General features: G+C 33.1%; 39 protein-coding genes. 18 read left to right on the top strand and 21 right to left on the bottom strand.

Annotation, left to right across the window (positions count from 1 at the left end; all coding sequences use genetic code 11):
• Window positions 1-25: 25 nt before the first annotated feature.
• Window positions 26-217, bottom strand: a complete 192-nt coding sequence (locus ACQY22_RS07825) for a hypothetical protein (RefSeq protein ID WP_428324136.1) — start codon at window positions 215-217, stop codon at window positions 26-28.
• Window positions 218-611: 394 nt separating this feature from the next.
• Window positions 612-911 (bottom strand): hypothetical protein, encoded by a 300-nt coding sequence (locus tag ACQY22_RS07830; protein ID WP_428324137.1) that lies wholly within the window; start codon window positions 909-911, stop codon window positions 612-614.
• 106 nt (window positions 912-1,017) lie between these two features.
• On the opposite strand from ACQY22_RS07830, the gene ACQY22_RS07835 reads away from it, so the two are divergent.
• The gene (locus ACQY22_RS07835; RefSeq protein ID WP_428324138.1) at window positions 1,018-1,434 is read left to right on the top strand and encodes a hypothetical protein; all 417 of its coding nucleotides are present in this window, start codon (window positions 1,018-1,020) and stop codon (window positions 1,432-1,434) included.
• A 29-nt stretch (window positions 1,435-1,463) separates the two neighbouring features.
• Here ACQY22_RS07835 and ACQY22_RS07840 read toward each other — a convergent pair whose 3' ends face one another.
• Together ACQY22_RS07840 and ACQY22_RS07845 are read right to left on the bottom strand one after the other, a co-directional pair.
• Window positions 1,464-1,988, bottom strand: coding sequence for a hypothetical protein (locus ACQY22_RS07840; RefSeq protein WP_428324139.1), 525 nt, complete (start codon window positions 1,986-1,988; stop codon window positions 1,464-1,466).
• Between the two features lie 43 nt (window positions 1,989-2,031).
• A complete protein-coding gene (locus tag ACQY22_RS07845) occupies window positions 2,032-2,241 on the bottom strand; it encodes a hypothetical protein (RefSeq protein ID WP_428324140.1) in 210 nt (69 codons plus the stop codon).
• Between the two features lie 257 nt (window positions 2,242-2,498).
• On the opposite strand from ACQY22_RS07845, the gene ACQY22_RS07850 reads away from it, so the two are divergent.
• Complete coding sequence (locus ACQY22_RS07850) at window positions 2,499-2,672, top strand: hypothetical protein (protein ID WP_428324141.1); 174 nt, start codon at window positions 2,499-2,501, stop codon at window positions 2,670-2,672.
• 29 nt (window positions 2,673-2,701) lie between these two features.
• Here the strand turns inward: ACQY22_RS07850 and ACQY22_RS07855 are convergent, their stop codons facing one another.
• Entirely contained in the window at window positions 2,702-3,052 is a 351-nt protein-coding gene (locus ACQY22_RS07855) for a hypothetical protein (protein WP_428324142.1), read from the bottom strand.
• Window positions 3,053-3,121: 69 nt separating this feature from the next.
• Here ACQY22_RS07855 and ACQY22_RS07860 point away from each other — a divergent pair, with 69 nt between their 5' ends.
• Window positions 3,122-3,358 (top strand): hypothetical protein, encoded by a 237-nt coding sequence (locus ACQY22_RS07860; RefSeq protein ID WP_428324143.1) that lies wholly within the window; start codon window positions 3,122-3,124, stop codon window positions 3,356-3,358.
• A 157-nt stretch (window positions 3,359-3,515) separates the two neighbouring features.
• Here the strand turns inward: ACQY22_RS07860 and ACQY22_RS07865 are convergent, their stop codons facing one another.
• From ACQY22_RS07865 to ACQY22_RS07895, 7 genes are all read right to left on the bottom strand, one after another.
• Window positions 3,516-3,674: a hypothetical protein gene (locus ACQY22_RS07865; RefSeq protein WP_428324144.1), complete on the bottom strand. Its 159-nt coding sequence runs from the start codon at window positions 3,672-3,674 to the stop codon at window positions 3,516-3,518.
• Between the two features lie 362 nt (window positions 3,675-4,036).
• On the bottom strand, window positions 4,037-4,504 hold the full coding sequence (locus tag ACQY22_RS07870) for a hypothetical protein (protein WP_428324145.1): 468 nt from the start codon (window positions 4,502-4,504) through the stop codon (window positions 4,037-4,039).
• Window positions 4,505-4,571: 67 nt separating this feature from the next.
• Window positions 4,572-4,805, bottom strand: coding sequence for a hypothetical protein (locus ACQY22_RS07875; protein ID WP_428324146.1), 234 nt, complete (start codon window positions 4,803-4,805; stop codon window positions 4,572-4,574).
• A gap of 426 nt (window positions 4,806-5,231) precedes the next feature.
• Window positions 5,232-5,381 (bottom strand): hypothetical protein, encoded by a 150-nt coding sequence (locus tag ACQY22_RS07880; RefSeq protein ID WP_428324147.1) that lies wholly within the window; start codon window positions 5,379-5,381, stop codon window positions 5,232-5,234.
• Between the two features lie 119 nt (window positions 5,382-5,500).
• Window positions 5,501-5,830 carry a hypothetical protein gene (locus ACQY22_RS07885; RefSeq protein ID WP_428324148.1) on the bottom strand — a complete coding sequence of 110 codons (330 nt, stop codon included), beginning with the start codon at window positions 5,828-5,830 and terminating at the stop codon, window positions 5,501-5,503.
• Window positions 5,831-5,865: 35 nt separating this feature from the next.
• Window positions 5,866-6,456: a hypothetical protein gene (locus ACQY22_RS07890; protein ID WP_428324149.1), complete on the bottom strand. Its 591-nt coding sequence runs from the start codon at window positions 6,454-6,456 to the stop codon at window positions 5,866-5,868.
• Window positions 6,457-6,495: 39 nt separating this feature from the next.
• On the bottom strand, window positions 6,496-6,699 hold the full coding sequence (locus ACQY22_RS07895; protein WP_428324150.1) for a hypothetical protein: 204 nt from the start codon (window positions 6,697-6,699) through the stop codon (window positions 6,496-6,498).
• A 57-nt stretch (window positions 6,700-6,756) separates the two neighbouring features.
• On the opposite strand from ACQY22_RS07895, the gene ACQY22_RS07900 reads away from it, so the two are divergent.
• The 4 genes from ACQY22_RS07900 (at window position 6,757) to ACQY22_RS07915 (ending at window position 8,538) form a co-directional block, all read left to right on the top strand.
• On the top strand, window positions 6,757-7,005 hold the full coding sequence (locus ACQY22_RS07900) for a hypothetical protein (RefSeq protein WP_428324151.1): 249 nt from the start codon (window positions 6,757-6,759) through the stop codon (window positions 7,003-7,005).
• A 552-nt stretch (window positions 7,006-7,557) separates the two neighbouring features.
• Window positions 7,558-7,761, top strand: coding sequence for a hypothetical protein (locus ACQY22_RS07905; RefSeq protein WP_428324152.1), 204 nt, complete (start codon window positions 7,558-7,560; stop codon window positions 7,759-7,761).
• A 41-nt stretch (window positions 7,762-7,802) separates the two neighbouring features.
• A complete protein-coding gene (locus ACQY22_RS07910; RefSeq protein ID WP_428324153.1) occupies window positions 7,803-8,339 on the top strand; it encodes a hypothetical protein in 537 nt (178 codons plus the stop codon).
• A 55-nt stretch (window positions 8,340-8,394) separates the two neighbouring features.
• Entirely contained in the window at window positions 8,395-8,538 is a 144-nt protein-coding gene (locus tag ACQY22_RS07915) for a hypothetical protein (protein ID WP_428324154.1), read from the top strand.
• Here the strand turns inward: ACQY22_RS07915 and ACQY22_RS07920 are convergent.
• The 4 genes from ACQY22_RS07920 to ACQY22_RS07935 form a co-directional block, all read right to left on the bottom strand.
• Window positions 8,535-8,801: a hypothetical protein gene (locus ACQY22_RS07920; protein ID WP_428324155.1), complete on the bottom strand. Its 267-nt coding sequence runs from the start codon at window positions 8,799-8,801 to the stop codon at window positions 8,535-8,537. The genes ACQY22_RS07915 and ACQY22_RS07920 overlap by 4 nt on opposite strands.
• Before the next feature lie 87 nt (window positions 8,802-8,888).
• The gene (locus ACQY22_RS07925) at window positions 8,889-9,020 is read right to left on the bottom strand and encodes a hypothetical protein (protein WP_428324156.1); all 132 of its coding nucleotides are present in this window, start codon (window positions 9,018-9,020) and stop codon (window positions 8,889-8,891) included.
• Between the two features lie 90 nt (window positions 9,021-9,110).
• A complete protein-coding gene (locus tag ACQY22_RS07930; protein WP_428324157.1) occupies window positions 9,111-9,356 on the bottom strand; it encodes a hypothetical protein in 246 nt (81 codons plus the stop codon).
• A gap of 62 nt (window positions 9,357-9,418) precedes the next feature.
• Window positions 9,419-9,736 carry a hypothetical protein gene (locus ACQY22_RS07935; RefSeq protein ID WP_428324158.1) on the bottom strand — a complete coding sequence of 106 codons (318 nt, stop codon included), beginning with the start codon at window positions 9,734-9,736 and terminating at the stop codon, window positions 9,419-9,421.
• 96 nt (window positions 9,737-9,832) lie between these two features.
• On the opposite strand from ACQY22_RS07935, the gene ACQY22_RS07940 reads away from it, so the two are divergent.
• Window positions 9,833-11,515: a helicase C-terminal domain-containing protein gene (locus ACQY22_RS07940; protein ID WP_428325540.1), complete on the top strand. Its 1,683-nt coding sequence runs from the start codon at window positions 9,833-9,835 to the stop codon at window positions 11,513-11,515.
• A gap of 156 nt (window positions 11,516-11,671) precedes the next feature.
• The gene (locus ACQY22_RS07945) at window positions 11,672-12,226 is read left to right on the top strand and encodes a hypothetical protein (RefSeq protein WP_428324159.1); all 555 of its coding nucleotides are present in this window, start codon (window positions 11,672-11,674) and stop codon (window positions 12,224-12,226) included.
• Here ACQY22_RS07945 and ilvD read toward each other — a convergent pair.
• Window positions 12,216-13,892 (bottom strand): dihydroxy-acid dehydratase, encoded by a 1,677-nt coding sequence (ilvD, locus tag ACQY22_RS07950; RefSeq protein WP_428324160.1) that lies wholly within the window; start codon window positions 13,890-13,892, stop codon window positions 12,216-12,218. The two genes, ACQY22_RS07945 and ilvD, sit on opposite strands and share 11 nt — an antisense overlap.
• 96 nt (window positions 13,893-13,988) lie before the next feature.
• Here ilvD and ACQY22_RS07955 point away from each other — a divergent pair, with 96 nt between their 5' ends.
• A complete protein-coding gene (locus ACQY22_RS07955) occupies window positions 13,989-14,183 on the top strand; it encodes a hypothetical protein (protein ID WP_428324161.1) in 195 nt (64 codons plus the stop codon).
• Between the two features lie 4 nt (window positions 14,184-14,187).
• Here ACQY22_RS07955 and ACQY22_RS07960 read toward each other — a convergent pair whose 3' ends face one another.
• A complete protein-coding gene (locus ACQY22_RS07960) occupies window positions 14,188-14,787 on the bottom strand; it encodes a protein-disulfide isomerase (RefSeq protein ID WP_428324162.1) in 600 nt (199 codons plus the stop codon).
• A 107-nt stretch (window positions 14,788-14,894) separates the two neighbouring features.
• On the opposite strand from ACQY22_RS07960, the gene ACQY22_RS07965 reads away from it, so the two are divergent.
• The gene (locus ACQY22_RS07965) at window positions 14,895-15,299 is read left to right on the top strand and encodes an HIT family protein (protein WP_428324163.1); all 405 of its coding nucleotides are present in this window, start codon (window positions 14,895-14,897) and stop codon (window positions 15,297-15,299) included.
• On the opposite strand, the gene prf1 is transcribed toward ACQY22_RS07965, so the two are convergent.
• Genes prf1 through ACQY22_RS07980 form a run of 3 tightly spaced genes read right to left on the bottom strand, consistent with a single transcriptional unit; the run spans window position 15,292 to window position 17,938 of the window.
• The gene (prf1, locus tag ACQY22_RS07970; RefSeq protein WP_428324164.1) at window positions 15,292-16,572 is read right to left on the bottom strand and encodes a peptide chain release factor aRF-1; all 1,281 of its coding nucleotides are present in this window, start codon (window positions 16,570-16,572) and stop codon (window positions 15,292-15,294) included. The genes ACQY22_RS07965 and prf1 overlap by 8 nt on opposite strands.
• 56 nt (window positions 16,573-16,628) lie before the next feature.
• Window positions 16,629-17,273, bottom strand: coding sequence for a DsbA family protein (locus ACQY22_RS07975; RefSeq protein ID WP_428324165.1), 645 nt, complete (start codon window positions 17,271-17,273; stop codon window positions 16,629-16,631).
• Between the two features lie 35 nt (window positions 17,274-17,308).
• A complete protein-coding gene (locus ACQY22_RS07980) occupies window positions 17,309-17,938 on the bottom strand; it encodes a DUF4443 domain-containing protein (RefSeq protein ID WP_428324166.1) in 630 nt (209 codons plus the stop codon).
• An 85-nt stretch (window positions 17,939-18,023) separates the two neighbouring features.
• Between ACQY22_RS07980 and ACQY22_RS07985 the strand changes: the two genes are divergently transcribed.
• The 7 genes from ACQY22_RS07985 (at window position 18,024) to phnE (ending at window position 22,533) form a co-directional block, all read left to right on the top strand.
• Window positions 18,024-18,239, top strand: a complete 216-nt coding sequence (locus ACQY22_RS07985; protein WP_012215262.1) for a CbtB domain-containing protein — start codon at window positions 18,024-18,026, stop codon at window positions 18,237-18,239.
• Window positions 18,240-18,251: 12 nt separating this feature from the next.
• Window positions 18,252-18,980: a CbtA family protein gene (locus ACQY22_RS07990; RefSeq protein ID WP_428324167.1), complete on the top strand. Its 729-nt coding sequence runs from the start codon at window positions 18,252-18,254 to the stop codon at window positions 18,978-18,980.
• 65 nt (window positions 18,981-19,045) lie between these two features.
• The gene (locus ACQY22_RS07995) at window positions 19,046-19,378 is read left to right on the top strand and encodes an ArsR/SmtB family transcription factor (RefSeq protein ID WP_012215260.1); all 333 of its coding nucleotides are present in this window, start codon (window positions 19,046-19,048) and stop codon (window positions 19,376-19,378) included.
• Between the two features lie 5 nt (window positions 19,379-19,383).
• Window positions 19,384-19,734 (top strand): helix-turn-helix domain-containing protein, encoded by a 351-nt coding sequence (locus ACQY22_RS08000; RefSeq protein WP_048069303.1) that lies wholly within the window; start codon window positions 19,384-19,386, stop codon window positions 19,732-19,734.
• Window positions 19,735-19,820: 86 nt separating this feature from the next.
• Entirely contained in the window at window positions 19,821-20,909 is a 1,089-nt protein-coding gene (locus ACQY22_RS08005) for a phosphate/phosphite/phosphonate ABC transporter substrate-binding protein (RefSeq protein WP_428324168.1), read from the top strand.
• A gap of 18 nt (window positions 20,910-20,927) precedes the next feature.
• Window positions 20,928-21,758: a phosphonate ABC transporter ATP-binding protein gene (locus ACQY22_RS08010; protein WP_428324169.1), complete on the top strand. Its 831-nt coding sequence runs from the start codon at window positions 20,928-20,930 to the stop codon at window positions 21,756-21,758.
• Window positions 21,742-22,533 (top strand): phosphonate ABC transporter, permease protein PhnE, encoded by a 792-nt coding sequence (gene phnE, locus ACQY22_RS08015; protein WP_428324170.1) that lies wholly within the window; start codon window positions 21,742-21,744, stop codon window positions 22,531-22,533. The genes ACQY22_RS08010 and phnE overlap by 17 nt, the downstream gene beginning before the upstream one ends.
• Window position 22,534 lies beyond the last annotated feature (1 nt).

Consider the following 22,534-nt stretch of genomic DNA (forward strand, 5'->3'; position numbering starts at 1 on the left):
CTACATGTCTTATGGAAAATAATCTCTATCGTGAACATCCACATTTCGTATAAACCACTTTGAATTCTCCCTCACTCTTTATGTTGTGAGACATTGGTTTTCTACAATGTTGACATTCTGTAAACCCGTGATATTCTTCAACTGGAACAATTTTGTATTGCCATGATTTTGTTTCTTCATCCCAAAAAACAGAATTTATCTCAGTTGGATTTTCCATGTGTTGTTTTATGTCTGACAATATTTGAGAATTTCTAGGCATGATTCAACTATATAGAATTATAGAATGTCATAGTTCCTTTACTGAAGATCTATTTACTTTGAAATTAACTGTAAATCATGAAATTTGAAGAATTTGATTTCATCGAATGTTATGATGACGATGATTATGACTTTGATGACGATTAGTTAGTTTTCTTAACTAATCATTAATTTCTTGAATGAGATCTTCTATGGATTTGATACTGTCTTCTAATCTAGCATACTCCTCTTGACAATCTCGTATGAAAGTATGGTTTGGAGTTACATCCATAACGTTAAAACTTGCGTTTGATAATAAAAACAATTTGAGAATTTCCCAGATGTGGAATTCTTACTAAAAATCTTTTTTCATACTATTTTCTAGGTCTTTTTCTAGGATTTTTTTCATAATATTTCTCCACATTATCATTCCATTCTTTGTTTTCTGGTAATCGTGAACGTGGATGTGGTCTTTTTCCTTTTTTTGATAAGATGTCACTATGTTCTTCATAAAATCTGTCTATTTCTGTAATTAACACATCAAGAAATTTTGATGCATCTTTTGCTTCTTGGTTTTTTGGGTCTCTGTGTGCCAATATTGATTTTACAAGTGTATCTACTCTAGCTGTTTTTATTTTGTATTCATAGCGAACTCTATTTTCAAATGTGATCATTAGGATTTGTATTAAAATCCACTAGTGTATATTCATTTCATTTTTAGAATAGATATGGTTGGTTTTTACCCACTAGTTTAAATCCACATAATTCATAAAAAAATTCATGTCTGAACACTCTAAAAGTAATGATTTTGAACTATTTGAAAAGATAAATAAAAAATATTTTCTAGAATTAGAACAAAATGTTCCTCATATTCAACAAACTTTGTTTGACTTACAAAATGAATATTACAAATTATGGAAAAACTATGTAACTTCTCAACTCTCTCTTCAAAAAGAATTTTCTGACAAATATGGATTTGATTATTCGTTTCCAGATACTGCAAAAGACATAATCGAAAACATGTCTGATGAGACAATAAAATTTCGTTCAATATTGCATAAAATGATAATTGCAAATATTGAACAAAGTAAAAATTATGCAAAGACGTTAAATGATAATTCCAACACTTTTGTTGATTTGAACAAAAAGATGATACAAAATTGGATTTCTATGTTCAAAACAAATCAAAATTCTTGATTTGAATAATTCCTGCTTGTATGCTTAGTTTAGATTTTTTCTAGGATTTTTTTCTTTATGTCTTGGAATTCTTTGGCAGTGAGCAGTCCTTGTTTTTTCAACTCCCCTAATTTTTCTAATTCTTCTAGATGTTTTTGTGTGGATGTCTTCAATTTTGTTGAAATTCTTTTTTTGACAGTACCTGATTTTGCTGTTTTTTTGAGTTTGGTGGTGAGATTTGCTTTCTTTTTTGAAATTGCTTGACTAATTTCAAATCCTCTTTTTTTTGCATGATTAATGATTTCATCAGATTTTTGTTTAGTTACATCATCTACTAGTTTACGTCTTTTTGCCATCTTTCCCAATTCTTGGGTTTTTTTGCGTGCTAACCTACTCTGATACTTTAAATCTTTGATGATCTCATTTTTTGTCTTTTTCTTGAATCGTCTGGTATATTCTTCAATTACTAGGATAGGAAATGGACTGTATTCTACATCTAGATAGTATTTGATAATGGTGTCATCTGGTAATTTTTGAAGATATTCTTTAATTGATTTTTCTGATTTTAACATCATAATTTTTTCTCAAATCATTCTCTTAAAAAGATTGATTTGAAAATCATATTTCAAACCTGTTTTCTTGATATTCTTCATCATAGATTTTCTTTATCTTATTTTCTTCAAATAACTTATCCAGGATATGATCAATTTCTTCTTCTCCAATTCCAAATCTTCGATGAATGTGTCGTGTAGCAGTTGTTTCATTAATTTCTGATCTGTTTTTAATAAATTCTAAAATTTTTTCTTTAACATCAGTTTTTTCATTCATGATTATTTGATAGAAGAATATTATTTTAAAATTAGTATCCGGAAATTAATGTACATTCCATAGAGCAAACTCTGGAGTTTGAGTTAAGATTTTTTCCACAAACTTTACAATTTTTTTCCATGTTAATCTATGGAAAATTTTTCTATTAAACGCTTTGAAAATTAGTCTGCTCTAATTAGTACAAACTAATTAGCATGACCTAATTAGTCTGTTCTAATTTTAATATGGTTTAAATTTATTTTTAACAAGTAGAATGCATGAAAGATACATCTTGTAGAAAGTGTGGTGATCAGTTATACGTTTACAAAAAATGTAATGTATGCTTCAAACCAAATCAATTCACATGTGGAAAACTTGGTCACACTACAGATGAAGAAATACATATGAAATGTATTATGATAGACATGGATCATACTATTCTTTCAAGTTGAATCAAATTTTTTTATTTGAAAATTAATCTTCATTCATTCCAAATTGGCTGTGTTTTTAACCATGCAATCAAATCTTGATATAACTTACTCTTACGCATGTTTAGTACGCCGATTTCAAGATTTGTTGAGGATTTTACTGTCTTGGCATAATTTTCGTGTTTTGCAAAAATGATTTTATCCAAATACATCTCATTTTGCATTTCTTTTTTTGCCAACTCTTCTGATTCTGTCATAGCAAAACTGGCAAATAACACCCCATCCACCCAGTATGCATTAGCTGATTCTAAGGAAGACATCATCCCAACAAGATCGTCTAAATCCAGTTTGATCATGTCTCGAACGTATATTTTCTCATATGGCTTGTGAGTAAATTCAGTCATATGGTAAATCAGTATGATAGTTTTATGAATATTTGGAAATTTTATAACTGGTTTTTGAAAAATTGATTCATGACTGACAATCCCTCTGATTTTTCTGAGCATGAATTATTTGTTACAGAATTTCCAAAACAAGGATATGGCATAGTTGATTATCTTCAAGGACGTGTTCATTTTGCATTACTTGATCAAATGAAACTCATGCATACCTCTGGAATGACTAGAGAACAAATCAAAGAAACTATCTTGACTCGTGTAAGTGAAATTATTGAAAATTTTGAACCTGAAAAAGACTCAAAAAGTTCTTGATTCCATCATTTTTGAATCTGCCATGATGATCTTGTGACATTTACAATAACAGTTGGTATGGGGCATATCGTTATCCATTCTATATTGACATTCCTTGGTATGTTCTATCTGTGACATTTTAAACCCTATTTTTGAACTCAAATATTACTTAAGAATTTCATTTGCTTGCTGATTTGTATTCAAAGTATTCTTTTATTTTTTCATTGAGTTTTTTTATTAAATCATCATTTGCAAAATCTGATTCTTTTAACAAATCCCATGTTTCTTCTATTCCATGTTTTAAGACAAATAATGTTCTTTTATCATCACAATGCATATCTTCTTTTTTTTAACTATGAAATTTATGTATTAAAAATAGAAAAATAATCCTTAGATTTTCTAAGGTGTTTCATTGATATTTTTTGTTTTTTTGCACCAGCAATCTGGACTGCATGAGAATTCAGGCATGTTCTTCCTCAGATATTAGCCACGAAAGACCAATTGCTTCTTCCCATGATGAATTGAAATTGTTATTATTCATAATTGGAGATGGAAAATTTTCTATTTAACAAGAATGAGCGATTCATCAGTATCAAAAACATGAACGAATCAGTAGTTATTCTTTATATCAGATTTTGAATAGATCTGTTGCCCGACCATAGATGGTATGATTCAAATTTTTTTGAATCTTACCATTTTTTAATTTGATAGAGTTGACATTTTCTCGTAATAGTATTCTTGTTTTTTCAAATCTTTTTCATTGATAATTCTAAACTTTCTAATCGGAATGAGTTTTGAGATTTCCTCATATGTGGTAATATCAATTGCATCTGCTGCAAAAGCAATTTGCAATAGTGGTGCCTTTTCTTCTATGATTGGTTTTACCTGATTATAGCCACTACTTTGTCTCATTCCTGTTCTAAATAGCCCAATATGCTTGTCACTTTTTGAAACTTGAGGGTCTTGATAACAACAAAGTGCAAATTCATCCTCTTCTTTTTCAATAATTGTTAATCTGGTAAATTTATCACTCCAATTCTCGATATTTTTTGAAATTTCTATTGCCTCGCTCTTATCTTCAAAAACTATGGAAACAACTATTCTGTCTTTTTCATGGGCCCATGAAATACCGAAAAAATTTTTTTTCCAGTCAATCTCAAAGGACATAAAATTTCTAAAAAATCCTCACATTAATTCTTTCTAATAGTTTCATAATTTTGTAAGAAAAAAAACACTAGCACTCTTTGTCACATTCACATTTTCTGCTTGTAAACAGATTTTTGAATGCTTCAAATCTTGACTGGGTAATTGATGGTTTTGTTCTTCCAACAATTTTGAATAGTTTGATCCCAGTCTCAGAGCTAGTTCCTTTCAATGCCCATGAACCATTCTTCATGAGATATGGTTGTGGGTCTTTCATCGACACTTTTTTGCGTGCCTTGATATCATATGCCTCTATTACTGACATGTGCCCTAATTGCCAAATTTTTATTATTAATCAAAAGTGAATTTTTTCACAGTATCTAGCTGAAAAATAATTCAAGTTTGAATCTCTGAGAAAAAATACTATGGAATAGTAAGTACGCCTATTTCGCACTCACATTCCTCACGTTTTCCGCAGTATGGACAATTACAATCACAATTTAGTAATGCAGTCCCACATGTTGTGCACTTGGTATACTCTGCAAAATCTTCTCTCATGTTGTTTTATGCAATACAAAATTGATAAACTGTCTGCCAAGCATTGTTTACATTAGTTTTAATTTTGAATTTTTTTTAAACAGATGTTTGGAAAATGATTGTTTGTTTTTTTATATTTCGAGCCTGAACTAATAGTGACGCCTTCGATTAGTGGTCTAGGCATGCTATAAACGACCACTATTCCAAGACGTTGTTAATCTCTTTTTTTCAATAATGCTTCTTCTGGTGATTTATTTTGGTTAGATTCCCAATGCCAATTATGATGTTTTTTCCAATGCTTTTCTAATTCTTCAGTAGTTGGTTCTTTCCCCAAAGGTGTCCCACATAATTTACACTGTATCATTTTTCTTATTCTCTTCCTTTTTCTTTTTTGATTTTATTACTGGATGACATTGTGCAGGTAAATTTTCATCATCCATGTTTTTTTGAATTAATTCTTGAAAATAAGTATTTGTTTGAGTGTTATGCTGATTTTTTCTTTTTAAAATTATTTGGTTTTTCTCTTTTTCTTTTTTGTTCTGAATTCATTATTGAATATGTTTGGCCTGCTTTGCATAGCTTCATATCTCCTGAAATTTCATCATGTATTGATTCTATTTTCCCCTCTGAAAGTAATTCTCCAACTATGTCCCATGCTTTGCTCTCAGATATTTCAAACTTGTATGGTATTGTTGTGACTTTGGTAAAAAAACCATTTTCTGAATTCCTCAAAATAAATTTCTCCACTTTTTGTTCAGTAGTTAACGAAGGCCCCTTTTTCTGAAATTTTCTATATGGTCTTTTTTGAGACATGTTTATTCAAGATACCTTCAAGTATTTTAGATAAATCATTTTGCATTTATTGTGTCAGGATCATTGTTTCCTGGTAAGTATTTGTCCCCCAAAACTGACTTCATTTTTTCATCAAATTCTTCTTGAAGTCTTGTTAGATACATTTCAGCTTCAGTCTCATCTTCTGGAATACCTGTGTCTGTATCGTAATTGAAACCTGTTGCCAAGTGATAGAATTCCTCAAAAAATTCTTTACAGTCAATTACATCTACGTCTGAATCAATAGTTGCCACAAAACACTTGTGCTCTATTCTAAAGTTCAAACAAATCTCTTCTTCAATCATCACATCTGCCATGACTGCCATGAGATATGGTATGTGTTTCTCGTCCATTTTTCTATCATTAACATTTGAAATCCATATCTCCTCTCCATCTAGCATGTGATCAAAGGTTCTAACCACCATATCTCGAATTTCTGAATCTGGATAGGCCGATTTTGACTTCCATAAACTGTCTTCATACTCTTGAGGCTTTACGTAAATTACATCAAATCTCAAATCTTCATTTAACTGATCAAATTCCCAAACTTGCTTGTTGGTCCACATTGGAGAAAATCTTCCAATTAACTCTCTTGTTGCTTGATTCAATATTTTGTCCTGATTCCTCTATTGTTTAATTTTAACTAGCTATTGAATTCCTGACTTTAGATATTCTATGGTACATTCTGCAAGTTCTTTGTTAGAGTGTTTTTTTATGCCGTGTTTACAATTAGGACATATTCCTTCTTGTTCTTCAGTAAATTCATCTCCAATCTGCTTCATACAACATTCCATTAATTCTGATGTTGAATGAGACTCCATTGAGAGTTTACATGTGGGGCACTCTGTCATGTTTTTCTCAATTATTGATTGGTAATAAATTATATTTAATTTTGAAAACCAATCTTTGTGGATTTCCAAAAATTCCAAAATATAAAATGTGTATGCAATGAATCTGTCAATTTTGAACTAATTGATGAAATTGAATGTGATTGGGGTATTCATGTTGTTATTTCATGTCCCAAATGCCAAGAATTATTTTCAATTGACAACTCTTGCCCTGCTTTTCATGATGTATTGGATTTGGAACAAAACAATTTTGATCTATTTTCAGATAAAGAGAAATTCGATTACACGTCAAATTCTCACCCAAATTAATTATGCCACAGATAAAAGTTGATAATCAATGCCGTGATGCGTTAGTGCGATTATCAACTGTCCAGCTACACCTATGGCAATACTTTACTTCTAAAAATCTTGATAAAATAAAAAAACGATGTAAAAATTGATCTTTGAAACCAAAAAAATTAATCTGATTAACCAAACAAAAGTATGAATCCTGCTGCTAATGCCGCCACTGATATGCCCATCCACATGTAAAATTTACTGTTCATCATAACATATCGAAATTATCTAAAATTAATAGTTTGGATTTGGAAAAGCAAGCAAGCCTGACATTATTTTGCCTCGGTTCTTTGGGAACTATGTACAAACATCAGGCAGGCAATCATTCTTGCTTCCAATTTGTAATGATTGGTATCTTCAAAAATTCTTAAAATAAAATATGTCTTGTATTTTGATCAAAATGGGTTGAAAAAATGATCCATTTTTTGTGCCTAAATATTTGAGCCTAGAATTCATTTTGAATCCGCTTACACAATTAATAACACAACAAAAAATTTTTCAATTCTAAAACACAATAACTCTTGTTTGTTAATCACGTGTAAAGGTATTCAGAAAAATGGAATCCATGAAAAATGTCCATTTATCCATGATGGGGATTGGGGTGATTCTGAATTAACAGAACATCAAAATTTTCATAATTCTCAAGAATCTCAAAATTATTCTTGGTTGGGATTTGACACATCTCAACCTATTGGAAAATTCAGTGGTCGTGATGGCAAGTCTTCTTGAATCACAATCTAATTATGCTGAAATTTTCAAATTATTAGATAATGAGTGAGAATGAAAATCTGTTTTGGACTGGTGAGTCTTCTCTAAACTGGTCTGATTTTAAGGCAGAACACAATCCTGCTTCTTATGCTGATTCTCACAGTGTGATAAAATATGGGTTCACCTGGACAGTCGATTCTGAAAAAATGGGAAATGAGGTGTTGTTTCTGATAAAAAATATCCATGTTTCTGTAGAGTTTTGTCCTTTACTGTCATCAGTTCGTCCATCAAATACAAGCGATCAATTACTAAAATATGAACAAGGGCGTTTTGATTTGGCAGAATTAGTGAGACGTGAACATATTTCAAATCTGCAAACTAAATTTGAAGGAAAGACATTTCCAACTCGAGGAAAAAATGAAGAACAACGAAAACAACTTGCCAAAGAAGATTCTGGCAAAATGATTGCTCAAGAAATAGAACAACTGCAACAAATTTTAGAAAAGAGATTACAAGAATATGATGAAATTACAGATTATGGACATGATCCTGAAAAACAATCCAAATACTCTTTAAAGTTTGAACAATTAAAACCATAAAATATTCTTGCAGTGCAGACTCGTTTTTTATTAACTATGGATTGTTCTGGATTTCATGGAAACTGCCAAATTGCCTAAATTCAATTGGGGTGAGGTTTCTGAACTCAATTCTGGCCACACTTCAGAAGAATGGGGAACTGACACAAAAAAATCATTACCTAAAACATTTGTTGCATACACTGTTTCTTGGGATGACTAGTGTTGTTTCTCAAAAATTTTATTTTCATGCATTGAATTGATATAATTTACTAGACTTCGGTAGTATTTCAGATGAAAATCAATATCTCTAATTTCTGTTTGCTTTAGTTCTTCTAATTCTGGTCCGAAATCTCTTTTGTCTGATTGAATTTGGTTTAGTGTATTTTCATTAACTTCAATCATATGAAATAGACTGTGGAGAACTTCTTCTTTGGTTAGTGTTCTGTCGCATGATTTGCGAAGTAATGCCTCAACCCAATCCATATTATTTTGAAACCGAGTTGTTATATCACCACCTGAATGTGATTATTTCTTACCTTTACTCTATTTTTTTTAATTGAGGCTGAAAAGTTAATTTTTTTGTACCTTCTTTTTTCTATCCATTATTTCCTTATTTCTTTCTGCATCTGAATGAACTTCCACATGCTCGTATAGTGCTTCTTTTGTATCAAAAATCTGTTCACAGTAGTAGCATTGATGCATTGCTAAATTACACCATTCTTAGATTAATTGTTTTCTCCAATGCTCTAGGTGTAGAATGATGAAAAATAAAATAAAAAGAAACTTGGTGGCTTATCCACCAGATTCGTATGCTGCTCTAACTTCAGCTGCTCTATCACCAAATGGGTCATCATGCCATTGCTCTTTATTCAATTGCACCATTCCAGTTTCTGATGAAAATGCGCCTTGTTCTGCAGCTGGGGCAAGTACTGAATCCTCTTTAAGGTAATTTCCTTGGTTATCATGTGCATAGACCATAATTCCGGCCAATGCAGCTACTCCGATTGCAATACCTGCATAAATCATTGCGTTTCCCATATTGGAATTTTTGTATTTTTTCTATTAACCAGTAGGTCTTCAGTGCAATGCACTGAAAGAATTTAGTGTGTTTCTACTTTGATCTCAGAATTACATGAAGGCAATTCATTTGTCTCGTTTCTAAATTGCTCAATTAGTTGTAATTGCAGTTCTTTTGGATTATCTTCAAATACTCTTTGATAATATTGGGTTTTTTGCATGCATTCATTATCTTCAAATTCTGTGTCTACATATTTTGTAAATGTCTCTTCAAGGTTACTAGTTTCTCCAATGTAGATTGGCTGCTTACTTCTGTTGTATAGAACATAAACTCCTGGGTTTGGTTTGACAAATTTTGCACTTTCTAACCAAACTCTTAACTTGTCATCAAGTAATTCCATGATCTATAATGTATTTACTAGATATTAAACTAGATTACAAAAACTCTGATATTACAAGAACCTTCATGCTTTTAATATAAAGAATAAATCATAACAATCCTGCCCCTTTTAGAAAAATTTCCTGAACAATTTACTCCTAGAAACATCCAAAAAGAAATTCTTGCCGATATTGAAGAACAATTCAACTCTGGCTACAAGAAAATTGTCTTATGTGCCCCTACAGGAGTTGGAAAATCTCTAGTTGGTGCAACCGTTTCTAAATTTTTTGATAGTTCATTTACTGTAACTGCATCAAAACATCTTCAAGATCAATATATCAAAGATATTCCGTTTTTGAAACCCGTTAAAGGAAAACAAAATTTTCCTTGTTTGAAACTGATGGCTGCTGAAAAAGTAGACAATTCCAGAAGGGCTATGAGGTGGGGACTAACTTGCGAAAAAGGAGAATGCATAGAAAGAACCAGCAAAAATGGCAAAGAAGTAATTGAAACATGCAAATTCAAACCCACAATAAAACAAGTTGAAGAAAACACTCAGGATTCTCACTCATGTCATTACTATCTTCAAAAATATGAGGCATTAGTTTCAAAGCACTCTCTTTGGAATTATCATGCATTTTTTCAAATTATGAAGTTTAACAAGAAACTTTTTGAAGATTATTTGGATAGAAAAGTTTCTGTTTTTGATGAGGCCCATAAAATTGAAGATCAAATTATTCAGTTTGTAGGATTCGACATCTTTGCTGGACAAGTTGATGAATGTAATCTTAGTACTGACAAGTATGATTTTACTGATTTAGATTCCATGATATCTTTAACTGATGATATTGCCTATTCGTATGCAAAAAAAATCAAAGACATCAAAGAAAGTCCTGGTTTTGAAAATGATCCTGATTATGAATTAATTTCAAGATTGGAGCGACGTTATGACCGAGCAGCTCAGGCAAAGATTGATATTTCTTCAGACAAAGATAATTTTGTTGTAAATGATCCTGTCCGTGATTTGAATGGAAACTTTAGAACCATTTCTGTAAAACCAATTGATGTGTCAAAATTTGCAAATGAGTTTTTTGAAACAGAATATCAAATTTTCATGTCTGCTACAATTGACAAAAAAAGTTTTTGTGAAAACATGGGTTTGAAAAAAGATGAAGTAGCATTTGTGGATACCCCAAAATCTCCATTCCCAATTAAAAACAGGAATGTTGATCTTCTAAACATTAGACGACTAAGTTATGGCTCAACTGAAGAAGACGAATTAGAAGTGATTAAAACAATTGATAGAATCTTAGATGAACATTCTACTGAACGAGGATTAATTCTCACATCTTCTATTCCAAGATGTCAAAAAATCTTAAGATATCTTTCTCCAAAAAATACTAGACGAATCAGAATATGTCACAGCAAAAACAAGGATGGAAAGACACAAGATGAAGTAATATCTGAACATGCATCTGATCCTACTGGAGTTTTACTCTCATCTTCTCTTTGGGAGGGTGTTGATCTAAAAGATGACCTTTCTCGTTTTCAGATTATTGCCAAAGTTCCCTATCCAAACTATAAGGAAAAACGAATCAAGGCCAAGATGGATAAATTCCCTCTTTGGTATACCTCTCAAACTTTGACAAAGTTACTTCAAGGATTTGGTCGTTCTATTCGAAGTGAAGATGATTGGGCTAGGACATATGTTCTTGATGCTGCTGCAAACAATGTCTTTTTCAAGGCACAACAAATGATTCCAAAGTCATACTATGATGTTTTAGGAATAGAAAACCTGTAGTAGATAACAGTAATTTGATAAGAATAATCTAATTTTCGTGCCTGTTATCTCTGACCTAACTTCTGATCGCTGATCTATAAAGATTGTGGACAAATTGATCATCTTCTCTTGAAAATCTGCCAAATCCTTAATTGATTGATGAGATTTTGTTGCCACATGAGTGTTTCAAAATTTCTGGCAAACATCAAAAAAAGTAAAAATATTTCTCCCAAAATTCGATTATATCTAATTGACAAAGACAAACATTACTTTATCAATGAAGGTTTAATCAAGAACGGATTCAACTCTAAACTAACTATCTCTAAAAACCGAGACAGTGTATTATCTGCATTCTCAAAAATGGCATTCTTGTTTGATGAAATTATTCGATTACGAATTGTAGAGTATTCAAATGAACGTGATAGTGCTGAACTACTTTATCTTCTTAATCTTGTTCCAATTAATAGAAAAATTCGAACATTTCTTGATTGGAAAGTTTTTGGTCCTGAATTCACCAGAGACATGTCAAGACTATTTGAAGTAAGAAATGATGCTGTTCACTGTATTTCAATAAGCGAAGTATCTTACAATCCAAAATCAAAAATTTCTTTATCCACTGTATCGGGATTTAAAAAATTTACAAATGATTTTCAAAAAGCATGGAAAGAATTACTAAAAATCTATGTTGCAGAACAAGAAAAACTAGATTTGAAAAAACTTTCTATAGATTAGGTTTTGTAATAGCACCTTCAGCTGCAGAGCCTACAAGTGTTGCAAATTTTGCCAAAGCACCTGATGTGTAATTTGGTTTTGGAGGGCTCCATTGTTTCCTTCTATCTTCTAACTCTTCAGATGATACATGAAGATCAATTATGTTAGTTTCAGTATCTATTGTAATTTCATCATCATCTTTTACCAGTGCTATTGGGCCTCCAACATATGCTTCTGGTGCAACATGTCCTACCATGAATCCCCTTGTTCCTCCTGAGAACCTTCCATCAGTAACCATGGCTACTTTTTTGCCTAATCCTTGACCCACAAGTGCGGCTGTGGTGGCAAGCATCTCTCTCATTCCTGGACCTCCTTTTGGTCCTTCATATCTAATTACTACAACATGTCCTTCATCGATATCTCCTCTTTTTACTGCCTCAAATGCTAGTTCTTCTCTATCAAAGACACGAGCCTTTCCTGTGAATTTTGTCATTTCTACTCCTGCAGTCTTTATCACAGCACCATCTGGTGCAAGTGAACCTTTGAGAATTACTGCTGTTCCAACGTTATGGATAGGGTTTTCAATAGGTCTGATTATTTGTTGTTCTGCTTGAGGCAAAACCATGGAATTCAAATTTTCTTTGATTGATTTACCAGTAATTGTAATACAATTTTCATTTAACAATCCCTTGTCAAGTAATTTCTTTAGTACATATGGAATTCCTCCTATCTTATCAAGTGAATTCATAACATAATTTCCACCTGGCTTCATGTCTGCTATGTGTGGTGTCTTTTTTCTTACTCTTTCAAAATCATCATATGTTAATTTGATATCTACCTCATTTGCAAGTGCTAACAAATGTAAAATTCCATTTGTTGAACCTCCAACAGAGTTTAGCATTGTAATTGCATTCTCAAATGCTTCAAAAGTGAGAACTTCTCGTGGTCTGATATCCATTTGTAGTGCTTTTGCACATGCTACTCCAGTATCATACACCATTTTTTCTCTTCTATCATCTTCTGCAGGTGGACTGGCACTACCTGGTAATGCAAGACCAATTGCTTCTGAAATTGATGCCATGGTATTTGCAGTAAACATTCCACCACAAGATCCTTCATTTGGGCATGCAGTGTTTTCGATATTTTTCAGGCCTTCTAATGATAACTGTCCTGCATCATATGCCCCTACTGCTTCATAAACATCTACAACTGTTAATTCGTCTCCGTCTAGCATTCCTGGCATAATGGTTCCTCCGTAAACAAATACTGATGGAACATTCAATCTTGCCATTGCCATCATTGTACCTGGAAGACTCTTGTCACATCCTGCAATTCCTACTAGTGCATCGTATTGATGTGCTCTTACCATTAATTCAATAGAATCTGCAATTACTTCACGAGAAATCAAGGATGATTTCATTCCTTCATGTCCCATTGCAATTCCATCACTTACTGCAATTGTTGAAAACTCTCTAGGTGTTGCACCCGTATCTGAAACTCCCTCTTTTGCTTTAAGAGCTAGTCTTGGAAGATGGATGTTACATGGAGTTGCTTCGTTTCCTGTATGACATACACCAATCATTTGTTTTGATAAATCAGTATCATCTAATCCCATAGCTTTGTACATTGCTCTTTGTGGAGCACGAGAAGTGCCTTCTACAACATTTCTACTAGAGATATCTTCCATGAAGAGAATTCTTGATTGCTATAATTTAGACTTTATTGAAAATATCGATTCCAAAACTTTCATTGAGTTTAAATTCTAACTATCTGTTTGAAAATCATGGAACAAAAAGCACTAGAATGTCCTGTTTGTAAAAGCAACAAAGCAGAAATTGCAGGGGAGAATGTCAAACTTAGTGGCAGGTTTGAAGACAAAGAATTTCTTACAACGGATTTGACTGTTCTAAGATGTGTTAAGTGTGGATATTACATGTTCTTTGATAAAATGGCACAATTTACAACAAAAGAATCTTGAAATTCTATTTGACTATTACTTGATTCTCTAATTCTATTAGTTGACCTTCAATCTCTTCAGGTGTTTCTCCACCATAGGATATCAGAATTCTATCATCTTCCATGATTTCAATATCTCTGATATCCTGTACTTGGTTTCCATTATAGAAGAACTTTAGAGCATAGTCTTCATTAGTACAAAACTCTCTACCATCTTGGAATACGAAACATTTGTCGTCAAGACCTAATGATAATGTCTCAAATAGGTATCCTAACGTAACACCTGTTGCGTGTTTGTGTATGGTGGAACCATCTCTTCCTTCAAAATGAATCCAAGCTGATTTGATTTGGTAAGCTGGTGCTGAAAAGTCAAAGTAATCACCAAATATTCTTACTGCAACTGCAGCGTGTGCGTGATCACTACCTAACGCTCCTGCATTTTCAGGGCCTCCAGGAGCAGTGCTTTGATCCATATTGACAAAGAGCCATGCAGCATATCCTACAATTACTGCAATCACTGCTAATACTCCAACAGCAATTAGTGTCTGTTTTCTTTGTGCAGCTGAATGTTTTGTAGCATAGTTTTCACGTTTTTGTTCACGTGCTCTTCTCTCTTTTCGGCCCATAGATTGCTCAAACTCTGAAATTTGCCCTAATTAACCATTCGATAAACTGATATCCTGTAGAATAATTTTCTAAAAAATAATAAATAAAATCACAAATTGTTGAATTTATGACTTGTATCTTTTGTGATATTTTGGAGGGTAAAAGAGAAGGTCATATTTTGTATGAAGATGATTCTCATGTTGCATTTTTAGATAAATATCCAATTGACGTGGGGCATAGTTTACTGATCCCACGTGAACATCATGAACGAATTACTGAGATGACTCCTGAAAACGTTGGGAAATTATTTTCACTAGTTCCAAAAATTGCCAAAGCTATCTTGATTGGTGCAAAAGCTGACGCATTTAGTATTGCTCAAAATAATGGTCGTGCTGCAAAACAGATAATCCCACATGTACATATTCACATAATCCCAAGATACAACAGTAAAGGAACTATTTGGACAAAACGAGAAATCTCAACTGATTCTGATCTTGAAGAATTGGCAAAAAAGATTCGTAGTGCTATTTAGTGTGACCTGGATTATATCTTAAAATCGCACCAATCTTTCCAAGACTTGCTAACATGTTTCCATGCTCTGCACTACCTGATACTACTTCTAACTTTGATCCTGTCTTTGATGATATTAATTCCAAGTAATCTACAATGTCTTGTTCGTTTGCTTCAACTTCCATAGCATTACATCCTGGACATGGCTTGGTGGTATATTCTCTTTTTTTAGGAATTACATCTGGTCTTTCGACAATATCTTCTTGAAGATGTTTGCATCTTTTACACATGCCTTCAACTCTGTTCAGATTTGTATTGTCTGTAATGATCAAAGTTTCTACTACATTGTTTTTTAGAAACTCAATCACTTCTTGTAATCCGTATGATCCTTTTCCTGTGTTTCCGTTAATTTCTCTAAATAATGCTTCAACAAGTTTCTTTTCTTCTACAAGTCTAAAGTTACCTAAAATATCTGAAGATTTTGCAAATGCTTCTCTGATTCCTTCTGAACCCGAATACGAAGAGTCAATTGTTGCAATAATGTTATTTTGTAATCTGTATTCAAGATAATTTCCGTTGATGAAATCTTCTTTTGTTGGTCCTGGACCTGAAATAACTAATCCCTTTACAGGATAAATGTCAATAAAATATTCCCTTGTTGTTTGAGCAACTCTGTTAAAATAATATGTCAACTCCATCTCTCTGAGTTTTTGGAATCTTTTTGCAGACTGTCCTCCTTGTCTGTGTTTTCCTGCAACACCTGAACCTGTTTGAGATAAAACCTCAATTTTATCTCCGTGCAATAATCCCCATCCTGCATCCTTTGAATCAATTGCCAAGAATCCAATCAAGTTGTCATCTTTGAGCATATCTTTTAGAATGTCTACATGAAAATGATCATCACATCTGTACAGATACTGATTCAAATCTTTTGGAGGATCAATCTCCCAAACCTTTACAACTTCACTTCCCAAAGGACCTCCTTCTTCTGGAGGCAATGCTCCACAAAACATGACCAATCCTCTTTCAGGAGTTTTTTTGTAGAGCTTTAATCTTTGAACAACTTTTCCTAATGAATCTACAACATGTGTTCTAGTTAGATCTGATTTGATGTTATCTGCAGTACCTTGTTCTTGTTGAAGTGTACCAATAATTTCGTGAAGTTGCTTTCCTTTTGGAATGTATACTGTGATTAACTCTGTACCTCGTCCAGATTTTTTTGATAACTCTTCTAGTGTTTTTCTAATTTTATAGACTTTAACAGAATCTTGTTTTTCTATGTCAATTTTACCCATTTGTGATTTCTCCAGACTGTGCAGTTATTAATTTTGATTGATTATTTTGCATGTGATCACAACTCTTCAATTGTTTTGAGAAATACTTCTAATGGCTGATTCCCTCTTATTTTGATAATTTCCTCATCGTTGAATATCAGAAATGATGGAGTGGCATCAATTCCAATCTCTCTTCCAAACTCATATAGTGCATTTACTTTGTTTTGATATTTGTGCTCATCAAGACATTCATTGAATGTCTGTAAGTCCAGTCCTACAGTTGATGCAAATTTGTCTAATGATTCTCGGGTAACCCAACCTGTTCTTTCTCCTCCCCAGTTTTTGTAAAGTTCATCATGGTATTCCCAATATTTTCCTTGGTCTCTAGCACAAAATGATGCTTCACCTGCTAATACTGAATCAGGACCATTGAGTGGAAAATCTTTGAAGACAAGTTTTACTTTGCCTGTTTTAATGAAATCTTCATTTATCACATTTAGTGTATTTTGATGAAATTTGTAACAAAATGTACATTGGTAATCTCCCCATTCTAAAATTGTAATTGGTGCATTACTGTCCCCCAGTATTGGTGAACCGTTTTCAATTAGTGTTGATGGTGTTAACTTTGTAGGGTTTTTTTCAGGTTCTGGATAAAATGCTAAAAACCCTCCTGCAATAATTCCTATTGTAATTGGAATGACTAGAAGATAATATTTTGTCATGTTGGATTTTTCCTCAATACTCCTAATAATCTTCTTTAATTTGTAGCAATAGTCCAAAGTGCAGAATTCTTTGCTGAAATTTCTGCTACAAATGAATCGTCTGATGATGAGATGATGATGATGTCTTCTTCAGAAGGTTCTAGTTTTTCTAAAAGAGTCTGTTTGGTTTTTTTGTCTTTGTTTAAACAATCTTTGTCTTCCCCTGGAAAAACAAATTTGTTATTTTTGAACGCTAATGTGGTGCATCCTGACGAACCATACATTATTGCATAATCTCTTTGCTCTAATCCTGTCTTTATTGCAGATGAATATTTTTTCAAGATTACTGCATGATTGTTTTTGTTTGGTGTTAGACTATTTTTCCCAATTTTACATTCTTTAGGAATAATTTTTTGTAGTTGAGATGTGAACTTTTTTCCTTTATCTGTTAAGAAATTCCCTGATCTTGTTGATTCTATCATTTTTGCTTCTTTTAGGTGTGAAATCAAGGTCTTTACTGCCCCTTCACCTAAATGAACTTCTTTTCCTAAAGTTGCTCTGCTTACAAATTTTTCATCAGATAATAACTGAAGAGCTTTGAACACATGTGGAATACTAAATGTCAGGATCTTACTAGATCCTTTTCTTGAAACTATGTTTTGCAAAGTTTGAATATTATTTTTCAACTTCTAATTTCTCCGATCTTTTCCTAACTTTATAAATTGGATAAATCATCCAAGAGCTTAAATACATTCAGCTGGTGCTAACCTCATGTCTGAAACAAGACAAATGAATGTGTCTAAATCACAAGTACCAAAATTAGCAATTATTGCATTAGGTATTATCTTTGCAGCCGGATTGTTTGTTGTAGGATTTGATCAAGGACATATTTTCAGTCTAGTTTATGGTGAACAAGCATTTACTGATTTGTACATCCATGAGCTTACTCATGATATGAGACATGCAGCTGGCTTTCCATGCCATTAGAGGTCCCTTATCATGAAAACGTCTCTTTTTATCATAATTGTATTAATTTCAGGTGCGTTTGCTGGATTAATTCATGGTACAGTTAATTTTGCAATTGTAGAACCTTATCTTGATCAAGCAATAGGAATTGAAAACCAAAACCTGTTTGCATCTGGTGAAGAAGAAGACACTCCTGAATTTTGGGTAGAGTATGAAGGATACAGAACTTGGCAGAAAGGTGGACAGATTCTTGCAGGGGTGATACTGGGAACTTCAGTTGGTGCATTGTTTGGTATTGTATTTGCCTTATCTAGAAATGCTTTACCTGGAAATAATGATGTCAAAAAATCATTGATGCTAGCTGGTATCATGTGGTTTACTCTTTACATTATTCCATTTTTGAAATACCCTGCAAATCCTCCAACTGTAGGAGATGGTGAAACTGTCGTGCTAAGGGCAATATTGTATTTGTCCTTTATTGCAATTTCAGGATTTGGCGCAGTTGGATTTTACCAATTATCAAAGAAACTAAAAAACAACAAAAAACTTGTTGCACTCATTGGATATGGTGTTTTCATTTCTGCAGTATTTTTTGCAATGCCCGAAAATCCTGATGAAGTAACTGCACCTATGGGTTTAGTTAATGAGTTTAGATTTATGTCTGTACTTGGCGTGACCTCATTTTGGGCATCTATTGGAATTATCCTTGGATTGTTTTGGAAAAAACTTTCACCAGAACAAGAAACTACTCACTATACCTAATTCTAAATCTATAGAATGAGAACAAGCTATCTAGTTTTAAATACATCAAATAATTCTCAAACAATGTGTCTCGAAAACTCACATTACCTCAATTAAAAAAATATGATATTACTCAAAAAGTAATAGAAGCACTAGCTGATTCTGAATCTAGAGCAATACTGTTTTCGATAATACGAAAAGGAAATACTGCTGCAGAACTTTCTGATAAACTCAAAATTCCTCTCAGTTCTGTATACAAAAAATTAGCAGACCTTGAAGAACTTACATTAATTGAAGTTGAGAAATGGATGTTATCTGACAAAGGTAGAAAATACAAGGTCTATAGAAGTAGAATTAGCAAAGCAGATATCTCTATCAAAAAACCTGAACCTGTACTTACGCTACTGCCAAACAAGTGATCTCTATGTCAAAACCAAACATTATTCAATTATCTGAATTTGATATAACTCAAAAAATTATCGAGTCATTAAGCAATGTTTGTACAAGAGCTGTCTTGTTTTCAGTGAAAAACGAATCAAAGGATGCAACACAAATTGCCGAAGAACTCAAAATCTCTCTTTCAACAGTTTACAAGACATTATCGAATCTTGAAGATCTTGCTTTAGCTGAAGTAGACAAGTATATCATTTCTCCAGAAGGAAAAAAAATCAAACAATATCGTAGTAGAATAGGTAAAGTTGAGATAACAGTAGACAATCTTGAGCCTAGTTTGAATTTGTATCCGAACACTGACAATCCCAAATCAAGCCTGTAGTTATTCTCGTTCTATAGATTTAGAATGATTCTTTGGAATGAATATTCAGTTTAAATAATTTAGCTCATCCTAATTTTTTAGAAATCATGAAACAACGAACTACCATGGCGATAATTGTTGCATTTGTAGCTATTGGCATAGCAACAATTCCTTTGGGCCAAACTGCACAAGCACAAAGTTCTATCCCTGAATGGATAAAGAACAATGCAGGTTGGTGGGCAGAAGGCGCTGTAGATGACGAAACTTTCCTAAATGGAATTAAGTTCCTCTTAGAAAGCGGAGTCATTGATGTTTCATCTGATTCAAAATCTGTTGATGTTGACACCCTAACTATCGGATTTATTCCAGTGGAAAAAGCTGAAGAGTTAACTCCAAAAGCTGAAGCACTAGAACAATTCCTTGAAAGTGAATTAGGTGTTGATGTTGAATTAGTTATTCCAACAAACTATGAGACCATTATTGAAGGAATGAGATTTGGTCACATTGATGCTGCCTTTATGGATACTGGACCTGCATGGATTACCCATGAAAGAACTGGTGCAGAAGCTGTATTGGCAGAACTTGTTAAAGGTAAAGTGAATTACCAAGCAACAGTTTGGACACTAGCAGAAAATGATTCTCTTCAATCAATTGAAGATACTGTTGGCAAAAAAGTTGCATTTACCAGCATGACTGGTTCTTCTGGTTTTGTTAGACCAATGGGAACTCTAGTCACTGAAGGACATGTAACAATCGAAGGTGATGATATCATTGCCTTGGAATCTGCATTGGCTGATAACTTTGAAAGTTATACATTTGCAGGTGGTTACAAAGCAGCATTAACCTTACTTCTAGAAGAAAAAGTTGATGTTGCATTTGGTTCTGATATTGCACCTGCAAAGTATCTTGAAATAGAGGATCAAAAGAAATTGCGTCCAATTACAACTATTGGACCAGTACCATCTCATGTGTTTATGGTAAGTGCTGACATGTCAGATTCTACCAAGAACGCTCTAGTTGATAGTCTTATCAAACTAAATTATGATGAGAATAATGCAATCTTAACAGACTTGTATGGTGCTGAAGCACTAGTTCCAACAACAACTACTATGCATATAGGCGAATTTGGTGAATTCATCAATGCATTGACAGGACTTGATCAGAAGATACTCGACAAATACGACAAGAGCAAATAAAAACAGGAATTCTGAAAAATGAAACAAATTCAGATGACTGCAAACCTTTCTTTTTCTTCAATCGCAACAAAGAAAATTATCCAAATGAATGACGTGTGGACATCATATGATTCCAAAAGTTTTGCACTAGATGGAATCAACCTCTCTATTGATAGAGGAACTAATTATGCTATAGTTGGCCAATCTGGCTCCGGAAAATCTACTTTACTAAAATTGATGAATGGGATGATGATTCCTAGTAAAGGAGCAATCAAAATTGATTATGTAACTCCAAACATGAATAATAAAAAATTCAAAAAAATGATGCATACTATTGGTTATATTCCTCAAAATCTTGGATTAGTAAAAAACAGCACTGTTCTTGAAAATATTCTCATTGGAGCTTTACCGAGGTTAGGCAAAATTCAATCTCTTTTCAAAAAATTTCCTGAAAATGAAATTACTGAAGCTAAAAAAATTATTTCCCAAGTTGGTCTGTCTGGAAAAGAAGACAGAAAGGCCTACATGTTAAGTGGTGGTGAAAAGCGAAGAGTTGCAATTGCTCGAGCATTGATGCAACATCCGACAATTTTGCTTGCAGATGAAATTGTTTCTGAACTAGATCATGTTACTGCTCGTGAGATTATGGATTTGATTGCAGATGCTCAAAAAAGAATGAATCTCACTGCAATTATGGTTCATCATGACATGCAACTTGCTTTAGAATATGCAAACCGTGTTGCAGTAATCAAAGAAGGACAAAAAATTCTTGAGATTGGGGTAGAAGGTGATACTATAGTTGACTTTCAAACTGGAGATATGACTACTGAAGAAATTATGGAGATGTATGCTGATGACGCCAAAAAATAACATCCTGATTGGAATTATTATTGCATTATTGGTTGTCGCATCATATAACGTGGAGGCAAACCCCATTGACTTTATTCAAGGATTACCAAATCTTGGAATTGTAGCTGAAGAGATGCTTTTAGTTGAACCAAAGTATATTCCAACTGCTCTATGGGCAATGTTAGAAACGATTCAGATGGCATTTATCGGAACAATAGTGGGGGTTGCAATTGCATTACCGCTTAGTATGTTTGCTGCAAGAAATCTCAACAGCAAGTATGTTTATGCCCCAATACGTGCATTATTAGCTGCAATTCGTACATTTCCCTCAATCCTTTGGGCAATCTTATTTGTGATCATGGTTGGATTAGGACCATTTGCAGGAGTTCTTGCAATTATCATGTATACCATAGGATTTGTTGCAAAATTACAATACGAGTCCATAGAGACAATTGATTCTGATCCTATGGATGCAGTTAGCTCAATTGGTGTGTCAAAATGGCAGTTAATCCGATATGTTGTAATTCCTGAATCCGCTTCTCATTTGTTAAGCCAGATGCTTTACATGTTTGATTACAATGTACGTCAAACAAGTATACTTGGATTAGTTGGTGCAGGTGGAATTGGATTTTACATTATCAATTACATCAAATTCTTTGAGTATGGAAAGGCTGCTGTCTTTATGTTGGTAGTATTGGCAGTAGTTTTGGTAATTGATTGGGTTAGCGTCAAAATTAGAGACAAATACATCATAAAGTCTCAACACGGAATGGAAGTTACTGCTAAAAACAATTGAT

Origin of the sequence: Candidatus Nitrosopumilus sp. (assembly GCF_965263415.1) — an archaeon.
Classification (GTDB): domain Archaea; phylum Thermoproteota; class Nitrososphaeria; order Nitrososphaerales; family Nitrosopumilaceae; genus Nitrosopumilus.

Coding starts and splice junctions, on each gene's coding strand:
- ACQY22_RS07945 (WP_428324159.1), top strand. CDS start 11,672: ATGAGTGTTTCAAAATTTCTGGCAAACATCAAAAAAAGTAAAAATATT.
- ACQY22_RS07955 (WP_428324161.1), top strand. CDS start 13,989: ATGGAACAAAAAGCACTAGAATGTCCTGTTTGTAAAAGCAACAAAGCA.
- ACQY22_RS07865 (WP_428324144.1), bottom strand. CDS start 3,674: ATGCATTGTGATGATAAAAGAACATTATTTGTCTTAAAACATGGAATA.
- ilvD (WP_428324160.1), bottom strand. CDS start 13,892: ATGGAAGATATCTCTAGTAGAAATGTTGTAGAAGGCACTTCTCGTGCT.
- ACQY22_RS07880 (WP_428324147.1), bottom strand. CDS start 5,381: ATGATACAGTGTAAATTATGTGGGACACCTTTGGGGAAAGAACCAACT.
- ACQY22_RS07875 (WP_428324146.1), bottom strand. CDS start 4,805: ATGTCAGTAATAGAGGCATATGATATCAAGGCACGCAAAAAAGTGTCG.
- ACQY22_RS07850 (WP_428324141.1), top strand. CDS start 2,499: ATGAAAGATACATCTTGTAGAAAGTGTGGTGATCAGTTATACGTTTAC.
- ACQY22_RS07830 (WP_428324137.1), bottom strand. CDS start 911: ATGATCACATTTGAAAATAGAGTTCGCTATGAATACAAAATAAAAACA.
- ACQY22_RS07935 (WP_428324158.1), bottom strand. CDS start 9,736: ATGGAATTACTTGATGACAAGTTAAGAGTTTGGTTAGAAAGTGCAAAA.
- ACQY22_RS08010 (WP_428324169.1), top strand. CDS start 20,928: ATGAAACAAATTCAGATGACTGCAAACCTTTCTTTTTCTTCAATCGCA.
- ACQY22_RS07990 (WP_428324167.1), top strand. CDS start 18,252: ATGAAAACGTCTCTTTTTATCATAATTGTATTAATTTCAGGTGCGTTT.
- ACQY22_RS07885 (WP_428324148.1), bottom strand. CDS start 5,830: ATGTCTCAAAAAAGACCATATAGAAAATTTCAGAAAAAGGGGCCTTCG.
- ACQY22_RS07860 (WP_428324143.1), top strand. CDS start 3,122: ATGACTGACAATCCCTCTGATTTTTCTGAGCATGAATTATTTGTTACA.
- ACQY22_RS07895 (WP_428324150.1), bottom strand. CDS start 6,699: ATGACAGAGTGCCCCACATGTAAACTCTCAATGGAGTCTCATTCAACA.
- ACQY22_RS08000 (WP_048069303.1), top strand. CDS start 19,384: ATGTCAAAACCAAACATTATTCAATTATCTGAATTTGATATAACTCAA.
- phnE (WP_428324170.1), top strand. CDS start 21,742: ATGACGCCAAAAAATAACATCCTGATTGGAATTATTATTGCATTATTG.
- ACQY22_RS07835 (WP_428324138.1), top strand. CDS start 1,018: ATGTCTGAACACTCTAAAAGTAATGATTTTGAACTATTTGAAAAGATA.
- ACQY22_RS07930 (WP_428324157.1), bottom strand. CDS start 9,356: ATGGGAAACGCAATGATTTATGCAGGTATTGCAATCGGAGTAGCTGCA.
- ACQY22_RS07925 (WP_428324156.1), bottom strand. CDS start 9,020: ATGCATCAATGCTACTACTGTGAACAGATTTTTGATACAAAAGAAGCA.
- ACQY22_RS07960 (WP_428324162.1), bottom strand. CDS start 14,787: ATGGGCCGAAAAGAGAGAAGAGCACGTGAACAAAAACGTGAAAACTAT.
- ACQY22_RS07920 (WP_428324155.1), bottom strand. CDS start 8,801: ATGGATTGGGTTGAGGCATTACTTCGCAAATCATGCGACAGAACACTA.
- ACQY22_RS07845 (WP_428324140.1), bottom strand. CDS start 2,241: ATGAATGAAAAAACTGATGTTAAAGAAAAAATTTTAGAATTTATTAAA.
- ACQY22_RS07965 (WP_428324163.1), top strand. CDS start 14,895: ATGACTTGTATCTTTTGTGATATTTTGGAGGGTAAAAGAGAAGGTCAT.
- ACQY22_RS07985 (WP_012215262.1), top strand. CDS start 18,024: ATGTCTGAAACAAGACAAATGAATGTGTCTAAATCACAAGTACCAAAA.
- prf1 (WP_428324164.1), bottom strand. CDS start 16,572: ATGGGTAAAATTGACATAGAAAAACAAGATTCTGTTAAAGTCTATAAA.
- ACQY22_RS07915 (WP_428324154.1), top strand. CDS start 8,395: ATGGAAACTGCCAAATTGCCTAAATTCAATTGGGGTGAGGTTTCTGAA.
- ACQY22_RS07910 (WP_428324153.1), top strand. CDS start 7,803: ATGAGTGAGAATGAAAATCTGTTTTGGACTGGTGAGTCTTCTCTAAAC.
- ACQY22_RS07870 (WP_428324145.1), bottom strand. CDS start 4,504: ATGTCCTTTGAGATTGACTGGAAAAAAAATTTTTTCGGTATTTCATGG.
- ACQY22_RS07825 (WP_428324136.1), bottom strand. CDS start 217: ATGGAAAATCCAACTGAGATAAATTCTGTTTTTTGGGATGAAGAAACA.
- ACQY22_RS07975 (WP_428324165.1), bottom strand. CDS start 17,273: ATGACAAAATATTATCTTCTAGTCATTCCAATTACAATAGGAATTATT.
- ACQY22_RS07840 (WP_428324139.1), bottom strand. CDS start 1,988: ATGATGTTAAAATCAGAAAAATCAATTAAAGAATATCTTCAAAAATTA.
- ACQY22_RS08005 (WP_428324168.1), top strand. CDS start 19,821: ATGAAACAACGAACTACCATGGCGATAATTGTTGCATTTGTAGCTATT.
- ACQY22_RS07855 (WP_428324142.1), bottom strand. CDS start 3,052: ATGACTGAATTTACTCACAAGCCATATGAGAAAATATACGTTCGAGAC.